Annotated in this window: 19 protein-coding genes and 3 pseudogenes; 4 read left to right on the top strand and 18 right to left on the bottom strand. The window is 70.6% G+C overall.

Going from position 1 to position 22,475, the window contains the following annotated elements:
* Positions 1–140: 140 nt before the first annotated feature.
* Positions 141–1,606, bottom strand: a pseudogene (locus WJ438_RS16810) (NAD(P)H-hydrate dehydratase).
* Between the two features lie 161 nt (positions 1,607–1,767).
* Between WJ438_RS16810 and WJ438_RS16815 the strand changes: the two are divergent.
* A pseudogene (locus WJ438_RS16815) lies at positions 1,768–1,986 on the top strand (hypothetical protein); the annotation flags it as partial.
* 53 nt (positions 1,987–2,039) lie between these two features.
* Here WJ438_RS16815 and WJ438_RS16820 read toward each other — a convergent pair.
* The 3 genes and pseudogenes from WJ438_RS16820 to glmS form a co-directional block, all read right to left on the bottom strand.
* Complete coding sequence (locus WJ438_RS16820; RefSeq protein WP_406725982.1) at positions 2,040–2,201, bottom strand: hypothetical protein; 162 nt, start codon at positions 2,199–2,201, stop codon at positions 2,040–2,042.
* A 2-nt stretch (positions 2,202–2,203) separates the two neighbouring features.
* The gene (locus tag WJ438_RS16825; protein WP_406729716.1) at positions 2,204–2,575 is read right to left on the bottom strand and encodes a holo-ACP synthase; all 372 of its coding nucleotides are present in this window, start codon (positions 2,573–2,575) and stop codon (positions 2,204–2,206) included.
* Positions 2,576–3,084: 509 nt separating this feature from the next.
* Positions 3,085–4,931 (bottom strand): annotated as a pseudogene (gene glmS, locus WJ438_RS16830) (glutamine--fructose-6-phosphate transaminase (isomerizing)).
* 201 nt (positions 4,932–5,132) lie between these two features.
* On the opposite strand from glmS, the gene coaA reads away from it, so the two are divergent.
* Complete coding sequence (coaA, locus tag WJ438_RS16835) at positions 5,133–6,122, top strand: type I pantothenate kinase (RefSeq protein ID WP_406725983.1); 990 nt, start codon at positions 5,133–5,135, stop codon at positions 6,120–6,122.
* A 97-nt stretch (positions 6,123–6,219) separates the two neighbouring features.
* Here the strand turns inward: coaA and glmM are convergent, their stop codons facing one another.
* The 3 genes from glmM to rplM form a co-directional block, all read right to left on the bottom strand.
* Complete coding sequence (gene glmM, locus WJ438_RS16840; protein ID WP_406725984.1) at positions 6,220–7,578, bottom strand: phosphoglucosamine mutase; 1,359 nt, start codon at positions 7,576–7,578, stop codon at positions 6,220–6,222.
* Positions 7,579–7,956: 378 nt separating this feature from the next.
* Entirely contained in the window at positions 7,957–8,469 is a 513-nt protein-coding gene (gene rpsI / locus WJ438_RS16845) for a 30S ribosomal protein S9 (RefSeq protein WP_406725985.1), read from the bottom strand.
* A 42-nt stretch (positions 8,470–8,511) separates the two neighbouring features.
* Positions 8,512–8,955, bottom strand: coding sequence for a 50S ribosomal protein L13 (gene rplM / locus WJ438_RS16850; RefSeq protein ID WP_406725986.1), 444 nt, complete (start codon positions 8,953–8,955; stop codon positions 8,512–8,514).
* 568 nt (positions 8,956–9,523) lie between these two features.
* Here rplM and WJ438_RS16855 point away from each other — a divergent pair.
* Positions 9,524–10,408: a hypothetical protein gene (locus WJ438_RS16855; RefSeq protein WP_406725987.1), complete on the top strand. Its 885-nt coding sequence runs from the start codon at positions 9,524–9,526 to the stop codon at positions 10,406–10,408.
* A gap of 86 nt (positions 10,409–10,494) precedes the next feature.
* Here WJ438_RS16855 and WJ438_RS16860 read toward each other — a convergent pair whose 3' ends face one another.
* The 6 genes from WJ438_RS16860 to WJ438_RS16885 form a co-directional block, all read right to left on the bottom strand.
* The gene (locus WJ438_RS16860) at positions 10,495–11,580 is read right to left on the bottom strand and encodes a C40 family peptidase (RefSeq protein ID WP_406725988.1); all 1,086 of its coding nucleotides are present in this window, start codon (positions 11,578–11,580) and stop codon (positions 10,495–10,497) included.
* 21 nt (positions 11,581–11,601) lie between these two features.
* Positions 11,602–12,084 (bottom strand): poly-gamma-glutamate biosynthesis protein PgsC/CapC, encoded by a 483-nt coding sequence (locus tag WJ438_RS16865; protein WP_109377689.1) that lies wholly within the window; start codon positions 12,082–12,084, stop codon positions 11,602–11,604.
* Positions 12,085–12,138: 54 nt separating this feature from the next.
* Entirely contained in the window at positions 12,139–13,812 is a 1,674-nt protein-coding gene (gene pgsB, locus WJ438_RS16870; RefSeq protein ID WP_406725989.1) for a poly-gamma-glutamate synthase PgsB, read from the bottom strand.
* A gap of 6 nt (positions 13,813–13,818) precedes the next feature.
* Entirely contained in the window at positions 13,819–14,886 is a 1,068-nt protein-coding gene (locus WJ438_RS16875) for a HAMP domain-containing protein (RefSeq protein WP_406725990.1), read from the bottom strand.
* A 5-nt stretch (positions 14,887–14,891) separates the two neighbouring features.
* A complete protein-coding gene (locus WJ438_RS16880; RefSeq protein WP_406725991.1) occupies positions 14,892–16,058 on the bottom strand; it encodes a hypothetical protein in 1,167 nt (388 codons plus the stop codon).
* Positions 16,059–16,309: 251 nt separating this feature from the next.
* Positions 16,310–17,485: a CapA family protein gene (locus tag WJ438_RS16885; RefSeq protein WP_406725992.1), complete on the bottom strand. Its 1,176-nt coding sequence runs from the start codon at positions 17,483–17,485 to the stop codon at positions 16,310–16,312.
* A 200-nt stretch (positions 17,486–17,685) separates the two neighbouring features.
* On the opposite strand from WJ438_RS16885, the gene WJ438_RS16890 reads away from it, so the two are divergent.
* Positions 17,686–18,504, top strand: a complete 819-nt coding sequence (locus tag WJ438_RS16890) for a hypothetical protein (RefSeq protein ID WP_406725993.1) — start codon at positions 17,686–17,688, stop codon at positions 18,502–18,504.
* A gap of 52 nt (positions 18,505–18,556) precedes the next feature.
* Here WJ438_RS16890 and truA read toward each other — a convergent pair whose 3' ends face one another.
* From truA to rpsM, 5 genes are all read right to left on the bottom strand, one after another.
* Complete coding sequence (gene truA, locus WJ438_RS16895; RefSeq protein WP_406725994.1) at positions 18,557–19,417, bottom strand: tRNA pseudouridine(38-40) synthase TruA; 861 nt, start codon at positions 19,415–19,417, stop codon at positions 18,557–18,559.
* Between the two features lie 77 nt (positions 19,418–19,494).
* On the bottom strand, positions 19,495–20,043 hold the full coding sequence (gene rplQ / locus WJ438_RS16900; RefSeq protein WP_406725995.1) for a 50S ribosomal protein L17: 549 nt from the start codon (positions 20,041–20,043) through the stop codon (positions 19,495–19,497).
* 205 nt (positions 20,044–20,248) lie between these two features.
* Positions 20,249–21,271, bottom strand: coding sequence for a DNA-directed RNA polymerase subunit alpha (locus WJ438_RS16905; RefSeq protein ID WP_406725996.1), 1,023 nt, complete (start codon positions 21,269–21,271; stop codon positions 20,249–20,251).
* Positions 21,272–21,525: 254 nt separating this feature from the next.
* On the bottom strand, positions 21,526–21,930 hold the full coding sequence (gene rpsK / locus WJ438_RS16910) for a 30S ribosomal protein S11 (RefSeq protein ID WP_003948617.1): 405 nt from the start codon (positions 21,928–21,930) through the stop codon (positions 21,526–21,528).
* A 65-nt stretch (positions 21,931–21,995) separates the two neighbouring features.
* Positions 21,996–22,376 carry a 30S ribosomal protein S13 gene (rpsM, locus tag WJ438_RS16915; protein WP_031041520.1) on the bottom strand — a complete coding sequence of 127 codons (381 nt, stop codon included), beginning with the start codon at positions 22,374–22,376 and terminating at the stop codon, positions 21,996–21,998.
* Positions 22,377–22,475: the final 99 nt, after the last annotated feature.

The following is a 22,475-nucleotide window of genomic DNA, read 5'->3' on the forward strand; positions in this document are numbered from 1 at the left end:
CCCCACCGGGAGCGGTACGACACCACCGGGCGGCCTCCGGGCTCCGCAGGCCCGGAGCCCGGGCGGGACCCGGAGCCGACTCGGAACCCTGAGCCGGACCAGAGCCCGGAGTCCGGGTCAGACCCCCAAGTCCCCTGGTCTCACCTGCGGGTGACGTCCCGCCAGGCCCTCGGGAGCGCCTCCGCCACGTCGTGCGCCCCCACCGGTGCGCCGTTCGCCGCGAATCGTCCGGCGAGGCCGTGCAGGTAGGCCGCCGCGCTGCCCGCGTCCCGTGGCGGCAGTCCGGCCGCCAGCAGCGAGCCCGCCAGCCCGGACAGGACGTCCCCGCTTCCGGCCGTGGCCAGCCAGGACGTGCCGGTCGGGTTCACCCGTACGGCCATCGCTGTCCCGCCGCCCGTCCCGTCGCCCGGGTCGGCGATCAGGGTCGTGGAGCCCTTGAGCAGCACGGTCGCCCCGTACCGTCCGGCCAGTTCACGCACCGCGGCCAGCCGGCCGCCCTCGACCTCCTCCCGCTCCACGCCGAGCAGCGCGGCGGCCTCGCCGGCGTGCGGGGTCATCAGCGTGGGCGCCCGGCGGGCCCGTACGACCGAGGCCTCGGCCAGCCGCAGCCCGTCCGCGTCGATCAGCACCGGCACGTCCGCCGCCAGGACCTCCGCCACGGGCCCGGCGTCGTCGCCGGCCCGGGCCCGACGACCCACGCCTGCACCCGCCCGGCGTGCTTCGGCCCCCGGTCGGACACCAGCGTCTCGGGGAAGCGGGCGATCACGTCCCGCGCGGCGGGACCGACGTACCGTACGGCCCCGGCGCCGCCCCGCAGCGCGCCGGACACCGTGAGCACGGCGGCGCCGGGATAGCGCGCGGACCCGGCGGCGACCCCGACGACACCGCGCCGGTACTTGTCGCTCTCCGCGCCGGGCACCGGCAGCAGCCGTGCCACGTCGGCGTGCTGGAGCGCCTCCAGCTCCGGCTCGACGGGCAGATCCAGCCCGATGTCGACGAGCCGTACCGACCCCGCGTACTCCCGGGCCGGATCGACGAGCAGTCCCGGCTTGTGCGTGCCGAAGGTCACCGTGAGGTCGGCCCGGAGCGCGGTGCCGCGCACCTCGCCGGTGTCCGCGTCGACGCCGCTCGGCAGGTCGACGGCGACGACCGCGGCACGCGACCGCTCGGCGGCCTCGGCGAGTGGCACCGCGTCCGGCCGCAGCCCGCCCTTGCCACCGATCCCGACGATGCCGTCCACGACGAGATCGGCCCGCCGGATCAACACCTCGGCGCCGCCGGTCCCCACGGCCCGGCCCCCCGCCCGGCGCAATGCCGCGAGTCCGGCGGTATGGGCGCGCTCCGGCGCGAGCAGCACCGCCGTGACGCCCGCGCCGCGCCGGGCCAGCCGGGCACCGGCGTAGAGGGCGTCACCGCCGTTGTCCCCGCTGCCGACCAGCAGGACGACCCTGCTGCCGTAGACCCCGCCGTGAGTCCGCCCCAGCAGGTCCGCGCAGGCCGCGGCGAGCCCGGCGGCGGCGCGCTGCATCAGCGCGTCCTCCGGCAGCCGCGCCATCAGTTCCCGCTCCGCCGCCCTGATCGTCTCCACGCAGTACGCAGTACGCATACGTCCGAGTGTCCCGCACCGAACGGCCCAACTCCCGTATTCGAAGGGCCGTCCCACGCCTTTGAAACCGGTCGGAAGTTGTCGGGGCCCGCGCGCCCGTCGCACCCGTTGACGGCATGCCGCGCCGCCGCCACACTCACACACCCCCACCGGATGAATCGATTCAGTCGAACCGGAACGTGAACCTCGCCGCGCAGAGCGGCACCGTCACGGGCGGCGGCGAGATCCGGCCGGCCGCGCGCACGGAGTTCGCGAACAACCGGGACATCGCCGTCCAGAACCTGACGGTGACCAACTCATCGATCCGTGAGAGCCCCTGCGGCGAGAACACCACGTTCCGCAACAGCAGGCTGGTCAACAGCAGCCAGTCCATCTGCTGACACCGCCGGAAGCGGCCGGTGACCGGCCGGATGGACGGGGCACGTCCGGCCGGTCACCGCCGCCGCTTGCGCCCCAACCGCACGATCCGCACCAGCGTGAACACCACAACCAGCACGGCCGCGATGCCGAGGGACACCTGCCCCCAGACCGGCAGCTCGACCCCGACGCCCCCGACTCCGGGAAAACCCAGCAGGCTCTGGTCCACTGCCGTCACCGTCACCCTTCCGCGACCACGACCGCCGAGGCCACGCCCGCGTCATGGCTGAGCGAGACGTGCCACGACCGCACGCCCAGTTCGGCGGCCCGCGCCGCCACCGTCCCCTTCACCCGCACCCGCGGCTGCCCGCTGTCCTCGCAGTACACCTCGGCATCGGTCCAGTACAGCCCGCCGGGCGCCCCGAGCGCCTTGGCCAGCGCCTCCTTGGCGGCGAACCGCGCGGCCAGTGAGGCGACCCCACGCCGCTCCCCGCTCGCCAGCAGCAGCTCGCTCTCCACGAACAACCGCCGCGCGAGCCCGGGCGTCCGCTCCAACGACGCCGCGAACCGCTCGATCTCGGCCACGTCGATCCCGACCCCGATGATGCTCATGCCGGTCACTTTACGGCGGTGCCGGGGCCCGGCGGGTTCACGCGGCGACCGGGTGGGGCACGGCCGGCTCGAACCACACGTACTCCCCCGGTTGCCCTCCCTGGCCGGCGGCTGCCGGCCCGACAGGTCGGCACAGGCCCGCACCAGCGCCGGTCCGCGCCCGTCCTCCGCGTCGAGCGCCTGATCGAAGGCCCTCGGCGGTTCGGGCGGCGCGGGGCCGGTGTCCCACGCCCCGACCCGCAGCACCCCGGCGGCCCACCGCACCCGCAGCGCAGCCGGCCCCTTCGGGTGCCGGACGGCGTTGGCGACCAGCTCCGCCGCGAGCAGCTCGGCGACGTCCACGAGCCGGATCAGCCCGTGCATGGTGAGGACGAGCCGGAGCGTGCGGCGACTCACGGTGACGGCCCGTGGGTCGTTGGGGATGTAGAGAGGAGTACTCCCAGGACTCGTGCTTTCGGACAAGCGTGCCCCTTCCGGGACGCGGTCTCCCGTCACGGCGAACGCCTCGTTCACTCCACCGTGACCGACTTCGCCAGGTTTCGGGGCTGGTCGACCTCGTTGCCGCGGGCTGTGGCGAGTTCGCAGGCGAAGACCTGGAGGGGGACCGTGGCGACCAGGGGCTGGAGGAGGGTCGGAGTCGGTGGGACGCGGATGAGATGGTCGGCGTAGGGGGTCACCTCGTCGTCGTTGTCCTCCGCGATGACGATGGTGCGGGCGCCCCGTGCCCGGATTTCCTGGATGTTGGAGACGATCTTGTCGTGGAGGACGGAGCGGCCGCGTGGTGAAGGAACGACCACGACGACCGGCAGGTCGTCCTCGACCAGGGCGATCGGGCCGTGCTTCAGCTCGCCCGCGGCGAAGCCCTCCGCGTGCATGTAGGCGAGCTCCTTGAGCTTGAGCGCGCCCTCCAGGGCGACCGGGTAGCCGACGTGCCGGCCCAGGAACAGCACCGTGTTCTTGTGGGCGAGGGCGCGGGCGAGTTCCCGTACCGGTTCCATCGTCGCCAGGACGCGTTCCACCGACCCGGCGATGGAGGACAGGTCCCGGACGACCGCGCGGATCTCGTCGCCGTACTTCGTGCCCCGGACCTGGGCCAGGTACAAGGCGACCAGGTAGCAGGCGACCAGTTGGGTCAGGAAGGCCTTGGTCGAGGCGACGGCGACCTCGGGCCGGCGTGCGTGTAGAGCACGGCGTCCGACTCGCGCGGGATCGTCGAGCCGTTGGTGTTGCAGATGGCCAGGACCCGGGCGTCCTGTTCGCGGGCGTGCCGCAGGGCCATCAGCGTGTCCATGGTCTCGCCGGACTGGGAGATGGCGATGACGAGGGTCTGCCGGTCCAGGATCGGATCGCGGTAGCGGAACTCGCTCGCCAGCTCGACCTCGCAGGGGATCCGCGTCCAGTGCTCGATGGCGTACTTGGCGATCAGCCCGGCGTGGAAGGCCGTACCGCAGGCGACGATGACGACCTTGTCGGCCTCGCGCAGCGCCTTCGGGGGAATCCGTACCTCGTCCAGGGACAGGGTGCCGGAGCCGTCGATGCGGCCCAGCAGGGTGTCGGCGACCGCCTTCGGCTGCTCGGCGATCTCCTTGAGCATGAAGGAGGCGTCGCCGGCCTTCTCGGCGGCGGAGGCGTCCCAGTCGACGTGGTACGAGCGGACGTCCGCGGGTGTTCCGTCGAAGCCGGTGACCGTGGCACCGTCCCGGCGCAGCTCCACCACCTGGTCCTGGCCCAGTTCGATCGCGGAGCGGGTGTGGTCGATGAACGCGGCGACGTCCGAGGCGAGGAAGGACTCGCCCTCGCCGACGCCCACCACGAGCGGCGAGTTGCGGCGTGCGCCGACGACCGTGTCCGGCGCGTCCGCGTGGACGGCGACCAGGGTGAAGGCACCGAGCAGGCGGCGGCAGACGAGGCGCATCGCCTCGGCGAGGTCCGCGCAGGAGGAGAACTCCTCGGCGAGCAGATGGGCGACGACCTCGGTGTCCGTCTCGGAGGCCAGGTCGTGGCCGCGCTCGGCGAGTTCGGTCCGCAGTTCGGCGAAGTTCTCGATGATGCCGTTGTGGACGACGGCGACCCGGCCCGCGTTGTCGAGATGCGGGTGGGCGTTGGCGTCGGTGGGGCCGCCGTGGGTGGCCCAGCGGGTGTGGCCGATGCCGGTCGCCCCGGTGGGGAGTGGCCGGGCGGCCAGTTCCTTCTCCAGGTTGACCAGTTTCCCGGCCCGTTTCGCCGTGGCGAGCCCACCGTCCGCGAGGACGGCCACGCCCGCCGAGTCGTAGCCCCGGTACTCCAGCCGTTTCAGCCCGGCCGTCACGACGTCCAGCGCCGACTGCGGCCCCACGTATCCCACAATTCCGCACATACCCGGCAGCCTACGATCCGTCAGGTCCCGTAAACGGCCACCGCGCGCCCGGATTCGGAAATTCCCACCGGTGCGCGCAGCCGTCCCGGGTCCCCCGGGTGGGCCTGCGGGCCGGGGCCGCGATCGACGGCGTGGGCTTTCGCGTCGCACGCGTGACACAGCACACGCACCATCCCGTTCGAACTCCGTTAACAATGGACCGTGATCTCACCGGCCTCCTCGACTTCCCGGAGCGCCCACCGGCAGCGGCCGGAGGCGACTCCCTACCTCGACCTCACCCGTGCCGAGTGGAGCGCCCTGCGCCACAAGACGCCACTGCCGCTGTCCGCCGAGGAGGTGGAACGGCTGCGCGGGCTCGGTGACGTCATCGACCTCGACGAGGTGCGGGACGTCTACCTCCCGCTGTCCCGGCTGCTCAATCTCTACGTCGGCGCCACCGACGGGCTCCGCGGCGCGCTGAACACCTTCCTCGGCGAACAGGGCTCCCAGTCCGGCACCCCCTTCGTCATAGGGGTCGCCGGTTCCGTCGCCGTCGGCAAGTCCACGGTCTCCCGTCTGCTCCAGGCCCTGCTGTCCCGCTGGCCCGAGCACCCGCGCGTCGAACTGGTGACGACGGACGGGTTCCTGCTGCCCACCGAAGAGCTCCAGGAACGCGGCCTGATGTCGCGCAAGGGCTTCCCCGAGTCGTTCGACCGCCGCGCGCTCACCCGTTTCGTCGCCGACATCAAGGCCGGCAAGGACGAGGTGACGGCCCCGGTCTACTCCCACCTCATCTACGACATCGTCCCCGGCGAGCTGCTCACCGTGCGCCGCCCGGACATCCTGATCGTCGAGGGGCTGAACGTCCTGCAGCCGGCGCTGCCCGGCAAGGACGGCCGTACGCGCGTCGGTCTCGCCGACTACTTCGACTTCAGCGTGTACGTGGACGCCCGCACCGAGGACATCGAACGCTGGTACCTCAGCCGCTTCCGCAAGCTGCGCGCGACCGCCTTCCAGGACCCGTCCTCGTACTTCCGCCAGTACACGCAGGTCTCGGAGGCGGAGGCCCTCGACTACGCCGGCACGATGTGGCGCACCATCAACAAGCCCAACCTGGTGGAGAACATCGCCCCCACCCGCGGCCGCGCCACCCTCGTCGTCCGCAAGGGCCCGGACCACAAGGTCCAGCGTCTCCGGCTGCGCAAACTGTGACGGCCACGCCGCCCCTGCCGGCCCTGCTGGCCCAGAAACGCTTCTGGACCAGCCGGCACGAACGCCTGCACAGACCCCCCGCGTCCCGGCCCAGGACCTAGCCCAGCGCCGACTTCACCACGTCCGCCAGGCGCCCCGCGACCGTGCGGGCCTGGTCGATGTCGGCGGCCTCGACCATCACGCGGACCAGCGGTTCGGTGCCCGAGGGGCGGAGCAGCACGCGGCCGGTCTCGCCCAGTTCGCGCTCGGCCTCCGTCACGGCCGCAGAGAGCTCCGCGGACGTCTTCACCCGGGACCTGTCCACGTCCGGCACGTTGATGAGCACCTGCGGCAGCCGTTCCATCACCGAGGCCAGCTCGCGCAGCGGACGCCCGGTCTCGGCGACGCGCGCCGCCAGCAGCAGACCGGTGAGCGTGCCGTCGCCCGTGGTCGCGTGGTCGAGGACGATGACGTGGCCGGACTGCTCGCCGCCGAGGGCGTAGCCCTTCTCCTTCATCTGCTCCAGGACGTACCGGTCGCCGACCGCGGTCTGTACGAAGTGGATGCCTTCGCGTTCCATGGCGAGCTTGAAGCCGAGGTTGGACATCACGGTCGCGACGACGGTGTCGGAGCGCAGTGCGGAACGCTCCCGCATCGCCAGTGCGAGCACGGCGAGGATCTGGTCGCCGTCCACCTCGGCACCGGTGTGGTCGACGGCCAGGCACCGGTCGGCGTCGCCGTCGTGCGCGATGCCGAGATCGGCCCCGTGTTCGACGACCGCGGCCTTCAGCCGGTCCAGGTGGGTGGAACCGCAGCCGTCGTTGATGTTGAGCCCGTCCGGCTGGGCACCGATGGTGACGACCTCGGCCCCGGCCCGCGCGAACGCCTCCGGCGAGACCCGGGAGGCGGCGCCGTGCGCCTCGTCGAGGACGATGCGCAGACCGTCCAACCGGTTCGGCAGGACGCCGACGAGGTGGGAGACGTAGGTGTCGAGCCCCTCCTCGTAGTCCCGCACGCGGCCCACACCGGCTCCGGTCGGGCGGTCCCAGGTGGCGCCGGTGCGGTGCTCCTCGTACACGGCTTCGATCCGGTCCTCCAGCTCGTCGGCGAGCTTGTGGCCGCCGCGCGCGAAGAACTTGATGCCGTTGTCGGGCATGGCGTTGTGGCTCGCGGACAGCATCACACCGAGGTCCGCGCCGAGCGCTCCGGTGAGGTGCGCCACGGCGGGCGTCGGCAGCACGCCGACCCGCAGGACGTCCACGCCGGCGCTCGCCAGCCCGGCGACCATGGCGGCCTCCAGGAACTCACCGGACGCCCGCGGGTCACGTCCGACCACGGCGGTCGGCCGGTGCCCTTCGAACGTGCCCGCCTCGGCCAGTACGTGCGCGGCGGCCACGGAGAGACCCAGTGCCATCTCGGCGGTCAAGTCCGCGTTGGCGACACCGCGCACCCCGTCCGTGCCGAAGAGTCGTCCCACTTGTCCTCCTGAGGAAGCGTCAGTATCGAAGCCGTGTCGACGGCCATGTCGAAAGAGGTACCGAAAGCGGGACCGGGAGCGGTGCCGGAAACGGTGCCGTGGTGTCGGCCGAGGCGTTTTGAGCTGTACCGAGGGGTTTGACCGGTCGGCGCGTTCGACGGTTGCGCCGCCGATGCGGCATGCGAGGTGTTCGACGGTCGCGATGCCCGGGCGGCTCCCGCACCCGCGGCCCAAGGCGAGCGCTACCCGACCATCCGATCACATTAGCCTTCGAGCGCCTTGGGTCGTTATACGCCCGCCGCAGTGAGAAAACGAACGCCCCGGCGGCACTGTGGCGTGCCGCCGGGGCGTTCGGAGTACATGCAGGAGCAGCTGCAATCAGCGCTTGCTGTACTGCGGGGCCTTGCGGGCCTTCTTCAGACCGGCCTTCTTCCGCTCGACCGCGCGGTCGTCGCGGCGCAGGAAGCCGGCCTTCTTGAGCGCGCCGCGGTTGTTGTCGACGTCCGCCTCGTTCAGCGCACGGGCGACACCGAGACGGAGCGCGCCGGCCTGACCGGAGACGCCGCCACCCGAGATACGGGCGACGATGTCGTAGCGACCCTCGAGCTCGAGCACCTTGAAGGGCTCGTTGACTTCCTGCTGGTGCACCTTGTTCGGGAAGTAGTCCTCGAGGGTGCGACCGTTGATCTTCCACTTCCCGGAGCCCGGAACGATCCGGACGCGGGCGATGGCGTTCTTGCGGCGACCCAGGCCGGCGGCCGGCTGCGGCTCGCCGAAGTGGGAGGCCATCGACTCCGAGGTGTACTCGCCCTCGACGGGCACCTCGGACTCGGTGGTGTAGCTGTCGATGTCGATCTCTTCGAGCGGCTGCTCGGCAGTGGTCTCGGCCACGATGCTCCTCAGATTCTCTTCGGTCTTAGGGGGTGGCCGGACTTACTGCGCGACCTGGGTGATCTCGAACGGCACCGGCTGCTGCGCAGCGTGCGGGTGCTGGTCGCCCGAGTAGACCTTCAGCTTCGAAAGCATCTGACGGCCCAGGGTGTTCTTGGGGAGCATGCCCTTGACGGCCTTCTCGATGGCCTTCTCGGGGTTCTTCGCCAGCAGCTCGTCGTAGCGGACGGAGCGCAGACCACCCGGGTAGCCCGAGTGGCGGTACGCCAGCTTCTGGGTCCGCTTGTTGCCGGAGAGGTGCACCTTCTCGGCGTTGATGACGATGACGAAGTCACCGGTGTCGACGTGAGGGGCGTAGATCGGCTTGTGCTTGCCGCGCAGGATGGAGGCCGCAGTGGAGGCCAGACGCCCCAGGACGATGTCCTGAGCGTCGATGACGTGCCACTGGCGCGTCACATCGCCGGGCTTGGGGCTGTACGTACGCACGGTTCGTAGCCTTCGCTTCTTCAGTGAGTGGTCCTGACATGGTCACCGAAGACGATCACGACAGCCCTGACCGCACCGCGGTGACGCAAACCGCGTGCTGGTCGCTGGTCATCGGCCCGGTGGACCGGTGTAAGGGCCCCTCACGTGAGAATGAGCAAGCCAATACACATAACAAACATGCAGAATACCCGCCCTCGGCCGGACGGGTCAAAACGAGTCCGCCGGGTGTGGGTCGCACCGACTCTACAACCGTCCGCCGCCACCCCGGCCGGCGTGGTCGCCTCGGCCGGGGAAGTGCGGATCGTCATACCGTGAACCACCGGTCGGCCAGGTGCCCGCCGCCTCCATGACGACAGCGTCGTCCAGGCATCCGTCCGAGGTCACACGCACCGTGTGCGCCGTCAGGGCCGCGGCGGCGCCACGAGTCCCGCCCACAGGTGCTCGTCCGCGGGTCGCACCAACCACCCGGAGATGTCGCTTTTGCTCCTCGTCATGGCGGCAACGCCAGGGCCTGCGTACGGGGTTGGGGCGGACCAGCACACCCCGTGCCCCGTCTAAGATGCGCCCCATGAGTTATGGGCAGGGGGGACCTCCTTCGCAGTGGGATCCCTGGAAACCGCAGTCTCAGCAACCCTGGAACGGCGGGGTCGGCAGCAGCCAGTCACCGGACTGGGCCGCACTGGCCGAGGCGTCCGAGACACGTCACAAGCGGCGCCGGCTGCTGTTCATCGGCGGCGGCGCGATCGCCACCGTCGCGATAGGCACGGCCGTGGCGGTGGCCGTCGTCTCGGCGAACGGTGACAACCGGGCCGCGGGCGGACCGTCCTCCCAGCTGCCGGCGACCGCCGACCTGCCGAGCCCCACCGGCACGGTCCCGTCGTTCGCCCCGACGAGCGCCCCGCCGCCGCTGGACCCGAAGGACTTCATCTCCAGCGCGAAGAAGGACCGGGCGCCGCTGGGCCCGGACGTCCTCTTCCCGGGCACGCAGCTCACCATGGGCGAGACGGTGTACAAGAAGGGCCCGACGGCCGACACCCGCGACTGCGCCTCGGCCGCGAAGGCCACGCTGCCCAAGGTCCTCACCGACAACGACTGCAGCCGCCTGCTCCGGGTCACCTACACCAGGGACGACATCGCGGTGACGGTGGGCGTGGCCGTCTTCGACACCGAGGCCCAGGCCGCCGAGGCCAAGCGGCAGGCCGACACGAAGAGCATCATCAAGTCCCTCGCGGGCGGTGGCGTCAAGGAGTTCTGCGACGGCGCGATCTGCCGCTCGACCACCAACTCCTACGGTCGCTACGCCTACTTCACCCTGTCCGGCTTCACCTCCGCCAAGGACGTGACGGAGCAGGACAAGACCGTCTTCACCACCGGCAACGATCTCGCCGAGTTCACCTTCCGGCAGATCCGCCGCCGCGGCGAGGCCCAGGCGTCGGCCGCCGCGAACGAGTAACGACGGCGGCCGCGGCAGCGGCGACCGCACGCGGGGCCGACCACGTCTCCGACCGGCCCCGCACCCCACCCCGCCTCACCGTCGCCTCACAGCCGCTTCGCGCTGCGCAGCGTCTTCGCGTAGTACCCGTTGCCGTCCAGCCGGGAGACACCGCCGATGTCGCCGATGGTCGGGCCGTTCACCTCTTCGCGGCTGGAGACGAAGATCAGGTGGCCCTCGGTGTCGTAGCCGAGCACCATGCCCACGTGGTCCAGCCGCTCCTTGGTCCGCGCGTCGAGCTTGAAGAAGACCAGGTCGCCGGGCTGGAGCTGGTCGATGTTGGCGGGCCGGTCCTCCGCGGAGATCCCGGTCAGCGGGAGCACGTCGGCGCCCAGCTTGGAGCGGGCCATGCCGTTGGCGGTACGCGGCAGTCCGTCGCCGGAGGAACTGTCCGCGGACATCAGCGGGTAGCGGGCACGGTAGCCGAGCACCATGCGGATGAAGCCGGAGCAGTCCAGGGCCCTGGCCCGCATGGTCTCCGGCGACCCTGTCGCACCGTCCCGGAACGGGTACGGGACGCCGAGGAAGTCGTAGAAGTCGGACTGCTCCAGGCGCAGGTCGCCGCCTTCCGCGCCGGTGGTGTTCAGCGGGCCGAAGTCGGCGTCACCGGCGTAGAGCGTGCCCTGCTCGTCCTTCTTGTCCGGGGCGCCCGCCACGTACTGGAAGGCGAACGCGAAGAGGTCGTCCTCCTCGCTGTCCTTGTTCTCGGCGTACCAGTCCTTGAACCACTGTTCCTTCTCCGCGCCCTTCTCCCACTCCTCGGGCAGGAGCCGGACCCAGTCCCGGGTGGACACCTTGGACTTGGTCGCGGTCGGCTCCTGGAACGTGCGGGCCTTCCCGGTCAGCGTCGCGGTGCGCGACCCGTCGGTGAGGACCGCCATGATCTGCCCGTCGCCACCGCGCAGTACCGAGCGCGCCGGGTTCTCCAGCCGGGACCAGGTCGCCTTGCTGTCGTCGTCCGACCCGCCCCCGGACCCGCGGTTGCCCTCCAGGACACCGACGTTGCGGACCTCGGTGACCGCGGGCGCCTCCTGCTTGCGCAGTTCCACGGTGAGGTAGCCGGACCCCGCGACGAGCGTGAGCACCACCAGTCCGGGGACGATGTGGCGCGTCTTCTTCCCTTTCCCTGCCATCGAAATGCTCCTCGGTTGTTGTCAGACAGTGGGCATGACGCCGAGCAACAGGCCGGCGGCGATGACGATGTAGGCCATGAGCGAGACGGTGCCCGTGGCCAGCAGAGTGGGCCCCTTGGGCTGGCGCACCATCTGGTAGGCGATCAGACCGGGCACGATGAACCCGAGGGTCTGGTTGCCGTACAGCAGCGGGAACTCGAGTGAGAGCACGATCATCACGGTGGCCTGGAGCAGCACGCCCAGCAGCACCACCGCGGCGAACAGCCGCTTGCCGTACAGGATCACCAGTCGCTGCATCACCTTGGTGCCCGCGTAGGTCAGGGCGGTCACACCCACCACCATCGCCGCGCGCTGCAGGTCCTCGATGAGGGTGAGCGCCAGCCAGCCCGGGGTGATCATGCCGCCGGGCGACAGGTTGGTGGTGAGGTAGCACAGCAGTGAGAAGAACAGGCCTATGGCGATGCCCAGGGCGGCCATCTCGGGGGTCAGTGCGGCGGTGATCAACGGGGTCTCCGGGCAGGTGTGCGGAAGGGAGGAGGGCGGTCGGCCCGCGGGAGGTCAGCGGCGTGGGGGCGGTCCACCACCACTGTCCTCGCCGGTCGGATACCAGGGCCCGCCGTCGGGCTCGTCGTAGTACGGCGGGCGCTGCTGCTCGGGCCCGTGCTCCTGGTACTGCCCGTGCTGCGGAACATGCTCTGCGCGCCGCTGCTCGTACTGCTCACGCTCTGCGTACTGCGCGCGCGGCTCGTACTGCTGGTACTGGCCACGCTGCTCGTACTGCTGCTGGTACTGGCCACGCTGCTCGTACTGGCCCTGCTGCCCCTGCTGCTGCTTCTGGAGTGCCGCCTGCTGGGCGAGGAGGTGGCGGCGGATCACGGGGATCTCCTGGGTCTGGGACGCCTGGTAGCGCTCCTCGTACGCCGTCGGGTATGCGGCGAACGGGTCCAGGCGGGGCACCTGCTGCGCCGGAACGGCGACGGCCGGGCCCGGTGCCGTCCGCTCCGTGGCGGACGGCTGCCCCGGGTCGGCCGGCTGCTCCGCGTCGGGCGTCTCGTCCGCCGGGAGTTCGGCCAGGTACTCCAGGAGTTCCTCGCCCTGGCCGTGGATGTTGCCGATGGCGACGAGGGAGGAGCCGTCGGACATGCGGCCGAGCAGTTCCGGCATGAACTCGTGCGCGTCCCGGCGGTCGCCGCCCAGGTCCACCGCGCGGTCCCGCCACTCGGCGGGGATGGCGTCGATGGCGCTCTTGGCGGGGTGCCCGATGACGAAGACGTTGTCCGGCTGGAGGTCGGGGACGATCTCGCCCATCTGCCCGTTGCGCTCCACCCGGTCCGGGCGGCAGTTGATGACGACGTTCAGCGGACGGCTGATCGCGCCGAGGTCGAGCAGCTGGTTGATGTTCATCAGCGTCGACTCGGGGTCGTTGGCCGCGAAGACGTTGGCGAAGGCGAGCCGCTTGCCCTCCTCGGTCACGTACCGCTCGACGGAGAGCACACCGGGGTCCGGCGGGGCGTCGTACATGCCCTGCAGGGCGACCTCGCGTTCCACGCCGAGCAGGTCGGCCACGACCAGGGCGATCGCGACGTTCTCCTTGAACGTGAACCAGCTGAAGCCACGCAGCTCCTCGTCGGTCACCGTCTCGGGGTCCGCGTAGATCAGCTTGCAGTTCCGGGCGTCGGCCTCCTCCTGGAGGATGTCGAAACGATCCTTCTCGGCGGTGACGCAGATGCCGTCCTGGGGCATGGAACGGCACAGCGAGCGGGCCACGTCGTCGAGCGTGGGGCCCATCTCGGCGAGGTGGTCCTCACGTACGTTGCACAGCACGCCGATCGTCGAGCGGATCAGCTTGCTCTGGTTGACCTCCTGCAGGGCCGGCATGACCGCCATGCACTCGATGACGAGCGCGTCGGGCCGGTATGCGGCGGCCCGGCGGACGATACCGATCTGCTCCACCACGTTGGCGATGCCGAACTTGCGGTAGACCGGCTCCTCGGTCGCGTCCGGGTGGATGAAGCGGGCGGCCGTGCCGGTCGTCTTGGCGACCGTGGTCAGGTCACCACCGCGCAGGGCGCCGGCGCACAGCCGGGTGATGGAGGACTTGCCCCGGATGCCGTTGACGAGCACTCGGGACGGGATGGAGTGCAGGGCGGCGTAGTGCCGGCGCTGCTCGACGATGCCCGCGACGAGCAGGAGCACGCAGCAGACCAGCAGGGCGAAGTAGAGGTAGAGCACGGCGGATCACCTTCCTCCGGCGCCGAGCCGGGGTTCACCGGGTCGGGGCTCGGTCGGCCGGGGTTCGGCGGGGCGGCGGGGCTGGTTCTGTCTGCGGGCCTGGAGCTGCTGACGGATCAGTTCGAGGCTGCGGACGACCGCTCCCACCTCGTCGTGGTACGTGGGATAGAGCACCGACTTCAGGTCGCCGTCGGCCAGCTTCTCGGCGCTGGTGGCGAGGGCCCGCAGCGGCCGGGCGACCACCAGGTGCACCCAGCCCAGGCAGACCACGATCGCGGCGAGACCGAGCAGGCCGGCGAGCACACTGCGGTCCTCGCGCTCGTACGCGGTGATCTGGAAGCGGTCGGCGTTCTGCCAGCTGACCACGGTCCAGCCGACGTCGGCGGCGACACCGCCGCCGCTGAAGGGAGCCGCGGCCGCGACGGTGACGTTGCCGCCGTCGCGGAGGAGCAGCCCGTTCTCGACGGGGCCCGCGCCGACCCGCACGCTGCCCGCCCGGGCCAGGTCGGTCAGGGCCTCGCGGGGCAGGTCCTCGAAGGCGAGGAAGCCGTCACTGGCGGCGAGGGTCCGCCCCTTCGCGTCCACCACGCGGACCTCGCCGAGGCCGGGTCGTTTCAGCAGCGAGTTGAGGAACTCGATCCGCACCTCGCCGACCAGGGTGACGCCCTTCTCCTCGGGCACGGGGGCACCGGCCTGGAGCACCGGCTTCTTGCCGCCCTCCCCGGACACCCGGACCAGCGGCAGCTTCTTGTCGTCACTCCAGTCGTGCGGGTCACCACCGGCGCGGGCGACGACCTCGCCACCCTCGTCGACGACGTACAGCGCGGCGTACCGGGTGTGCTTGAGCAGGGCGTCCTTGAGCACGTTCTCGGTGGCGGTCCGGTCGGCCACGTCGACGAGACGGGAGGTGGAGACCAGGTCCGCCTGGGCCTCGTTCAGCGCCCGGCGGACCCGGTCGGACACCAGGTCGGTACGGTCACGCTGGTCGTTGACCATGGTGGCGGGGACGCTGACCGAGTCGTCGGTGCGGTTCAGCAGCAGGCCGACCGGCAGGCACCACAGGAGCAGCAGCACCGCGGTCACCACGAGCTGGGCCCGGATGCCGAACCTGCGCCGGCCGCCCGGCTTCCCCCGCTCGCCCCACCGGGACCACCCGGGCCGCCGAGCTGGCCCCGGAGCCGTTCCAGGGCGGAGCCGATGCGGGCGGCCTCGCCGCCGCGGAAGGTACCGACGGGACGGGTCAGGTCGCCCCGGGCGAGCCGGCGGGACTCCAGGAACAGGCGCAGCAGCGGACGCTGCACCCGCGCCCACAGCACCGCGGCGGCCAGCAGTCCGAGCACCACCAGGGCACCGGCCGCGATCAGCCCGTACAGTTCCCGGCCCGCCGCGCCGGCGCTCTGCTCGGCGACCACGGGCAGCATGGCCACGACGGTGAGTCCGAGGCCCGCCGCGACGCTGTCCTTCTCCTCGGGGTCGGAGGAGGCCAGGGAGGCGTATCCGGCGGTGACGACACGACCGTTGTAGTCGTCGCCCACCAGGGTCCCGCTGACGCCGGGGTAGCCGCGGGAACCGGGCTCCTTGGCGGTGACGGGGTGCTGCTCGGTGTGCTCGGCGGCTTGGCCGGACAGGTCGGACATCTGCTTCTGGAGGAATTCGAGTTCCGTGCGCTCCTGGTCCGAGTTGAGCGCCTCGGACCGCTCGAAACCGGCCGTCGCCAGCACCTCGCCACCCTTGGCCGCGACCGCCATGGTGCGGAACGGGCCCAGCGTGATGGGCGGCACGGACAGGCTGTTGGAGGCGATCAGCAGTTGTTGCGGACGGTCCTTCCAGTCGAGGACGGCCATCGTCATCAGCCGGACGTCACCGGTCTCCAGCCGCACCATGCGCGGGACGAGGGCGGTCTTTCCGGTGAGGACCTCCTTGTCCAGCCAGGCGAGCGGGATGCGTTCGCCACGCGCGGCGAGCACGTCTCCGCTCTCCAGGTCCACCACCGTGGTGCCGGTCCACTTCTGGTACGTCCGGCCCAGGTCGGACAGGACGTCCTCCGGCTCGGCCGGCTTCCCGGCGTTCAACGCGGTGGCGGTGCGCCGCAGGTCCGTGACCCGCTCGTCGATCGAGGCGCGCAGCGCGATCGCCCCGTCCTCGGCGTAGTGCTGCTGGGAGGAGAGCACCGCCTTGGGCACGACGGGGTCGCCGCCTGGGCCGAGCACCTTGGCGGTCAGCCCGGCCAAGGCGAGGATCAGCACGCACAGCACCGCGATCGGCGGGCGGATGCCGCCGAGCAGGGCATGTCCGCCCGCCTGCGACTGCGGCGCTGTCTCTGCGCTGAGGACGGCGCGACATGGCTCGATGTCACCGGTGGTCTTCCTTGGTCTTGACGCGAGTGCCGGGCGTACGCCGGCGCACCACTACCGCGGCCGTGCGACGTCGTCACTGAATAGACTGATAAACGCCGACATGGTTGCACTCTCGGCGCGAATTTCGAGTGTGGGACCGGTCACTTCTCCAGCAAGAGCTGCTCCAGGCCGTCGCCACCGGGGGCTCCCCGGTTGTAGAGGAAGCCCCGCGTCCGGTCGATCGCCAGCCGGTAGCGGGCGAGCCGCTCCTCGGACAGGCCTCCCGGCTCGTCGAGCATCTGCTGGGCGTCCACCAGCCGGAGGTCCCGCACCGCGCCGTCGGGAACCTCTTCCTCGGCCTCCACCTCGGGCGGAATGTCCACCAGCGTGGTGCGGTAGCGCGCGGTGACGTCCCAGCCCTCGGCAGTCTCCTGGAACTCGAACCAGCCGATGGCCCCTTCCTCGGTCAGTCCGGTCGGCGAGGAGTGCCGGGCCACCTGGTTGCCGAGGCTGTAGGCGACCCAGGTGCCGTTCACCTTCTGGATCGGCTGGACGACGTGGGCGTGGTGGCCGATGACGAGGTCGATGCCCGTCTCCTCAGTGAGCCGCTGCGCCATCTGCAACTGCGGCACGCTGGGTTCGTTGTAGTGCTCCAGCCCCCAGTGGACGGTGAGGATCACTACCTCGGCGCCCTCTTTCCGGGCCCGCATCTCGGCCTTCTTGATCTCGTCGGTGTTGAGCCGGTTCAGCGCCCACTTCTGCTTCTCGGGCGTCGGGTTCAGGAACGACTCCCAGGAGTAGGAGAGATGCGCGACCTTGACGCCCTTGACGTCACGGATGTTGATCCGCTCCGCCTCCTTGGCCGACCTCGCCGATCCGGCGTGTCCGAGGCCCACCTTGTCCATGACGTCCAGCGTGCGCCGTACACCGCTCAGCCCGTGGTCGTAGGTGTGGTTGGAGGCCGTCGAGCAGGTGTCGTAGCCCACGTCCTTCAGCGACGTCAGGACCTGCGGCGGGACCAGGAACTCCGGATACCCCTCGAAGGGGCCCTCCGGCTTGCCCACGGGGGTCTCCATGTGGCAGATCGCCAGGTCCGCCTCGCTGATGACAGGCTTCACCCCGGCGAGCAGCGGCCCGAAGTCCAGCCCCTTCTCTCCCTCACCGGTCTCCTTGGCATCCTTGGCGGCCTGGTCGACCAGCTCGGGGTGGATGAGCACGTCACCTGCGGCGGCGACGGTGAAGGAACGTCCCCCCGGCTTGGCCTGCGGCTCCACGGAGCCGTCGGCCGTACCGCACGAGGCCAGCAGTCCGGTCAGCGCGATCAGGGTGGCGGCCACCCGAGCCTTAGGGAGAGACTTACGCAGTGTCACTCGGTCATGTTCACACGGTCCACACAGCCATCGCGCCAATAACCATTACGAGACAGTCACGTTTCTTTCCGCTTTTCGCCCTCGTGCTACTTGTTCTGACATTGACGGGTTGCCAGGCGGACTCGGAGCGGAAATCGGAGGAAACCGTTCCGGCATCCCGGGAACTGGTGGACCTTCGCAGCCGCGTCCTCTCCTACACGGAGACCTTCGAGCGCGACGGCCCCTACACGCCCCCCGACGCCGACCAGCGCGACCGGCTCGCCCGCGGCATCGGACGGCTCCTCGACCGGGACGCGCGCAAGGCGGACGAACTCCTCGCCCCGATCGGCCTGCGCGTCACCCGGCTCACCGACACCGCGACCGGCCGCCGCTACGACGAGGTCGCGGCCTCGGGCAAGGGTGCGAGCACGGGCTGGGGGCGCCTCTATCTGAACGCGGACTCCACCGTCCGCTGGAACGCCCAGGTGCCGCACCCCGTCGCCGACCGGGAGACCGAGGCGCTCGGCCTACGGCTGCTGGAGGACAACCCGGGCGGCGCGCTGGTCCTGGCCGGCGCCCACCGCCGGGCGGGCGGCCGCGACGCCGATGTGGCCCACCGCGAGGACAGCGCCTTCCACCTGATCGTCGTGGAGCTGCAGAAGCGCGGAGTGCCCGGAATCCAGCTGCACGGCTTCGCCGAGTCCTCCGCGAAGCGCCATGACGCCGTCCTCTCCAGCGGTGCCGCGCAGAGCGCACCCGGCGAGGCCTCCGTCCTGGCCGACCGGCTGGAGACGGACGGCCTGCGGGTCTGCCGGGGCTGGTCGGCCCGCTGCCCCCTGGAGGGCACCACCAACGTCCAGGGCAGGGCGGCGCAGCAGCACCACACGACCTTCCTGCACCTCGAACTGGCCCCGGACGGCCGCGGCGACGGCCCCGACGCCGAGGTGGTCGTGGACGCCCTGTCGGGACTGCTCACGACCTGGGCGGAGGAAGGAGCGGGCAAGTGAGCCCGGCGCGGGTCAGCCGCACCGGGCCGCGGCCGACGGCATCACGTCCCGGTCAGCAGCACCGTGCCGTCGTCGGCAGCGACCGCCTGTTGCGGGCCTCCTTGTTGCGGGCGGCCAGGAGTTCGTCGGCCGGGTAGCCGACCTCCTCCAGGGTCAGCCCGTGCGGACGTACGACATGTACCGCCGAGTCCCGTACGCCCGCCGCCAGCACCTTGCCCGGCCAGTCGGGCGCGCGGTGCCCGTCGCCGACGAACAGCAGCGCCCCGATCAGCGAGCGCACCATGTTGTGGCAGAAGGCGTCGGCCCGGACCGTCGCCGTGATCACCCCGTCCGCGTCGCGCAGCAGGCTCAGCTCCTGGAGCGTACGGATGGTCGTGGCGCCCTCCCGCCGCTTGCAGTACGCGGCGAAGTCGTGCTCCCCCAGTAGCAGCCCGGCGGCCTCGTTCATGGCGTCGACGTCAAGTGGCCAGTCGTGCCACAGCACATGACCGCGCAGCAGCGGGTCCACGCCGCCGGGGTGGTCGGTGACGCGGTACGCGTAGCGCCGCCAGACCGCGGAGAAGCGGGCGTTGAAGCCCGTGGGGGCCTCGGTGAGGGACCAGATCCGCACATCGCGCGGGAGCCGTCCCGCGAGCCGCTTGAGCAGCTTCTCCCGGTGCTCCGCCCACAGTTCGACCGGCAGGTCGACATGGGCCACCTGGCCGCGCGCGTGCACCCCGGCGTCGGTCCGGCCGGCCACGGTCAGCTCGTACGTCGTCTCCCCGGACCGCGTGACGGTCCGCAGGGCCTCCTCGATCTCCCCCTGCACGGTCCGCCTGCCCCCGGCCTGCTTGGCCCAGCCGGAGAACTCGGTCCCGTCATAGGAGAGATCGAGACGGATACGGACATGCCCGGGCTCTACTTCGTCACTCACGTACAAATCCTCTCAGGCACGCGAGAGCGGGCCCGCCCCCACAAGGGCGGACCCGCTCGGCGTGAAGCAGCGCTGCCTCAGGCGTCCTTGGCGCTGTCCTCGGCCGGGGCCTCGGCGGCCTCGTCCTTGGTCAGGTCGGCCTTGGCGTCCTCGGACTTGGCGTCCTCGGGCTTGGCGTCCTCGACGGCCTCGTCCTTCTTGAGGGCGTCTTCCTTGACCGCACGCTTGGTCGCGGCCTCGGCCTCACCGGTGGCCTCCTGGGCGACCGTCAGGGCCTCGACCAGCTCGATGACGGCCATGGGCGCGTTGTCGCCACGGCGGTTACCGATCTTGGTGATACGGGTGTAGCCACCGGGACGGTTCTCGTACCGCGGGCCGATCTCGGTGAAGAGCGTGTGGACGATGCTCTTGTCCGTGATCACCTGGAGCACCTGACGGCGGTTGTGAAGGTCGCCCTTCTTCGCCTTGGTGACCAGACGCTCGGCGTACGGGCGCAGCCTGCGCGCCTTCGCCTCGGTGGTGGTGATGCGCCCGTGCTCGAAGAGCGACTTCGCGAGGTTCGCGAGCATCAGCTTCTCGTGCGCGGGGCTGCCGCCCATACGGGCACCCTTGGCGGGCTTCGGCATGGTGAATCTCCTAGGTGTCTGCCCCGGCCGTATCAGGTACCGAGGTCAGTATCCGAGCAGGCGGTCGCCTGTCGGAGATCCGGAGGCAGCCCCGTAAGGGGCGCCTCCGGAAGGGGCGCGGGCGTTGTCGGCATGCGACTCCGTCGCGTGGGCGCGATCAAGCACAGCGGACCCGCACCCGGAAAACGGACCGTCCGGCCCGAGCTCAGTACTGCTCGGTCTCTACGAACCCGGCATCCGCGTCGTCGTCCGCGCCGAAGGCGTCCGCGGCAGCGGTCGGGTCGAATCCAGGCGGGCTGTCTTTGAGCGCAAGGCCCATCCCCGCCAGCTTCGCCTTGACCTCGTCGATCGACTTCGCACCGAAGTTGCGAATGTCGAGAAGGTCCGCCTCGGAGCGCGCGACCAGCTCACCCACGGAGTGGATGCCCTCACGCTTGAGGCAGTTGTACGACCGGACGGTGAGCTCCAGCTCCTCGATCGGCAGCGCCAGATCGGCGGCGAGAGCGGCGTCCGTCGGGGACGGACCCATGTCGATGCCCTCGGCGTCGATGTTCAGCTCACGGGCCAGACCGAACAGCTCGACCAGGGTCTTACCGGCCGATGCCATGGCGTCACGCGGACGCATGGCCTGCTTGGTCTCGACGTCGACGATCAGCTTGTCGAAGTCGGTGCGCTGCTCGACACGGGTCGCCTCGACCTTGTACGTGACCTTCAGCACGGGGCTGTAGATGGAGTCGACCGGGATACGGCCGATCTCCTGGCCCACCTGCTTGTTCTGCACGGCGGAGACATAGCCGCGACCGCGCTCGACGGTCAGCTCCATCTCCAGCTTGCCCTTGCCGTTGAGCGTGGCGAGGACGAGGTCGGGGTTGTGCACCTCGACACCGGCCGGGGGCGCGATGTCGGCGGCGGTGACATGACCCGGGCCCTGCTTGCGCAGGTACATCACCACGGGCTCGTCGTGCTCGGAGGACACGACCAGCTGCTTGATGTTGAGGATCAGGTCGGTGACGTCCTCCTTGACGCCCGGCACGGTGGTGAACTCGTGCAGGACACCGTCGATGCGGATGCTGGTGACAGCGGCACCGGGGATCGACGACAGGAGGGTGCGGCGGAGGGAGTTTCCGAGGGTGTAGCCGAAGCCCGGCTCCAGCGGCTCGATCACGAACCGGGAGCGGAACTCGTCGACGACCTCTTCGGTCAACGAAGGACGCTGAGCGATCAGCATGTGTGGATCAAATCCTTCTCTCGTGGACGCCCGCTATTTGACGCCCGACGGAAACCGCACCCGGTGAAAGGTGCGGGTACTGCAAGGGTACGGGCGGTACGGCCCGAATACGGAGCGTACCGCCCGAAAAAACCACTACGGCCGAACTCGCGACTCAGACGCGACGGCGCTTCGGCGGGCGGCAGCCGTACTGCGACCTTGCGGGGGACGACCCCCGCACCCCCAGCAGGAGGCCGACCGACCGAACTCGCGACTCAGACGCGACGGCGCTTCGGCGGGCGGCAGCCGTTGTGCGGGGTCGGGGTGACGTCCTGGATGGAGCCGACCTCGAGACCGGTCGCCTGGAGCGAACGGATGGCGGTCTCACGACCGGAACCCGGGCCCTTGACGAACACGTCGACCTTGCGCATGCCGTGCTCCTGCGCGCGACGGGCAGCCGACTCGGCGGCCATCTGCGCGGCGAAAGGCGTGGACTTCCGGGAGCCCTTGAAGCCGACGTGGCCGGCGGAGGCCCAGGAGATCACGTTGCCGGTCGGGTCCGTGATGGACACGATCGTGTTGTTGAACGTGCTCTTGATGTGCGCGTGGCCGTGAGCGACGTTCTTCTTTTCCTTGCGGCGCACCTTCTTGGCAGCGCCCTGACGACCCTTGGGGGGCATCTACAAACTCCTACGGGAGGTGGTCGGTCCTACAGCGAAGACCGTGGACAGGTGTCCGCTGCGGACTACTTCTTGCCCGGCTTCTTCTTGCCGGCGATGGCGCGACGCGGGCCCTTGCGGGTACGCGCGTTGGTGCTGGTGCGCTGACCGCGAACGGGCAGACCGCGACGGTGACGCAGACCCTGGTAGGTGCCGATCTCGACCTTGCGGCGGATGTCGGCCTGGATCTCGCGACGGAGGTCACCCTCGGTCTTGATGTTGTTGTCGACGAACTCGCGGATCGCGACGAGCTGCTCCTCGGAGAGGTCGCGAACGCGGGTGTTCGGGTCGACGCCGACAGCGGCCAGCGTCTGCTGCGAAAGGGTTCGGCCGATGCCGAACACGTAGGTGAGGGCGATCTCCACGCGCTTTTCGCGCGGGATGTCAACACCGGAAACGCGTGCCATTCAATGGCTCCAGTTAGTTGTCGGAGGTCTTCCGCAGAACCGTCTCCCAGCCGCCGTCCTCGCCTGCTGCGGCGATTTGGTACGGACTGGGTCCCCAGC

The sequence above is a fragment of the Streptomyces sp. GD-15H genome (assembly GCF_045291515.1).
Classification (GTDB): Bacteria; Actinomycetota; Actinomycetes; order Streptomycetales; family Streptomycetaceae; genus Streptomyces.

Coding starts and splice junctions, on each gene's coding strand:
- WJ438_RS16825 (WP_406729716.1), bottom strand. CDS start 2,575: ATGAGCATCATCGGGGTCGGGATCGACGTGGCCGAGATCGAGCGGTTC.
- WJ438_RS16855 (WP_406725987.1), top strand. CDS start 9,524: ATGAGTTATGGGCAGGGGGGACCTCCTTCGCAGTGGGATCCCTGGAAA.
- WJ438_RS16860 (WP_406725988.1), bottom strand. CDS start 11,580: ATGGCAGGGAAAGGGAAGAAGACGCGCCACATCGTCCCCGGACTGGTG.
- rplQ (WP_406725995.1), bottom strand. CDS start 20,043: ATGCCGAAGCCCGCCAAGGGTGCCCGTATGGGCGGCAGCCCCGCGCAC.
- WJ438_RS16905 (WP_406725996.1), bottom strand. CDS start 21,271: ATGCTGATCGCTCAGCGTCCTTCGTTGACCGAAGAGGTCGTCGACGAG.
- rpsK (WP_003948617.1), bottom strand. CDS start 21,930: ATGCCCCCCAAGGGTCGTCAGGGCGCTGCCAAGAAGGTGCGCCGCAAG.
- rpsM (WP_031041520.1), bottom strand. CDS start 22,376: ATGGCACGCGTTTCCGGTGTTGACATCCCGCGCGAAAAGCGCGTGGAG.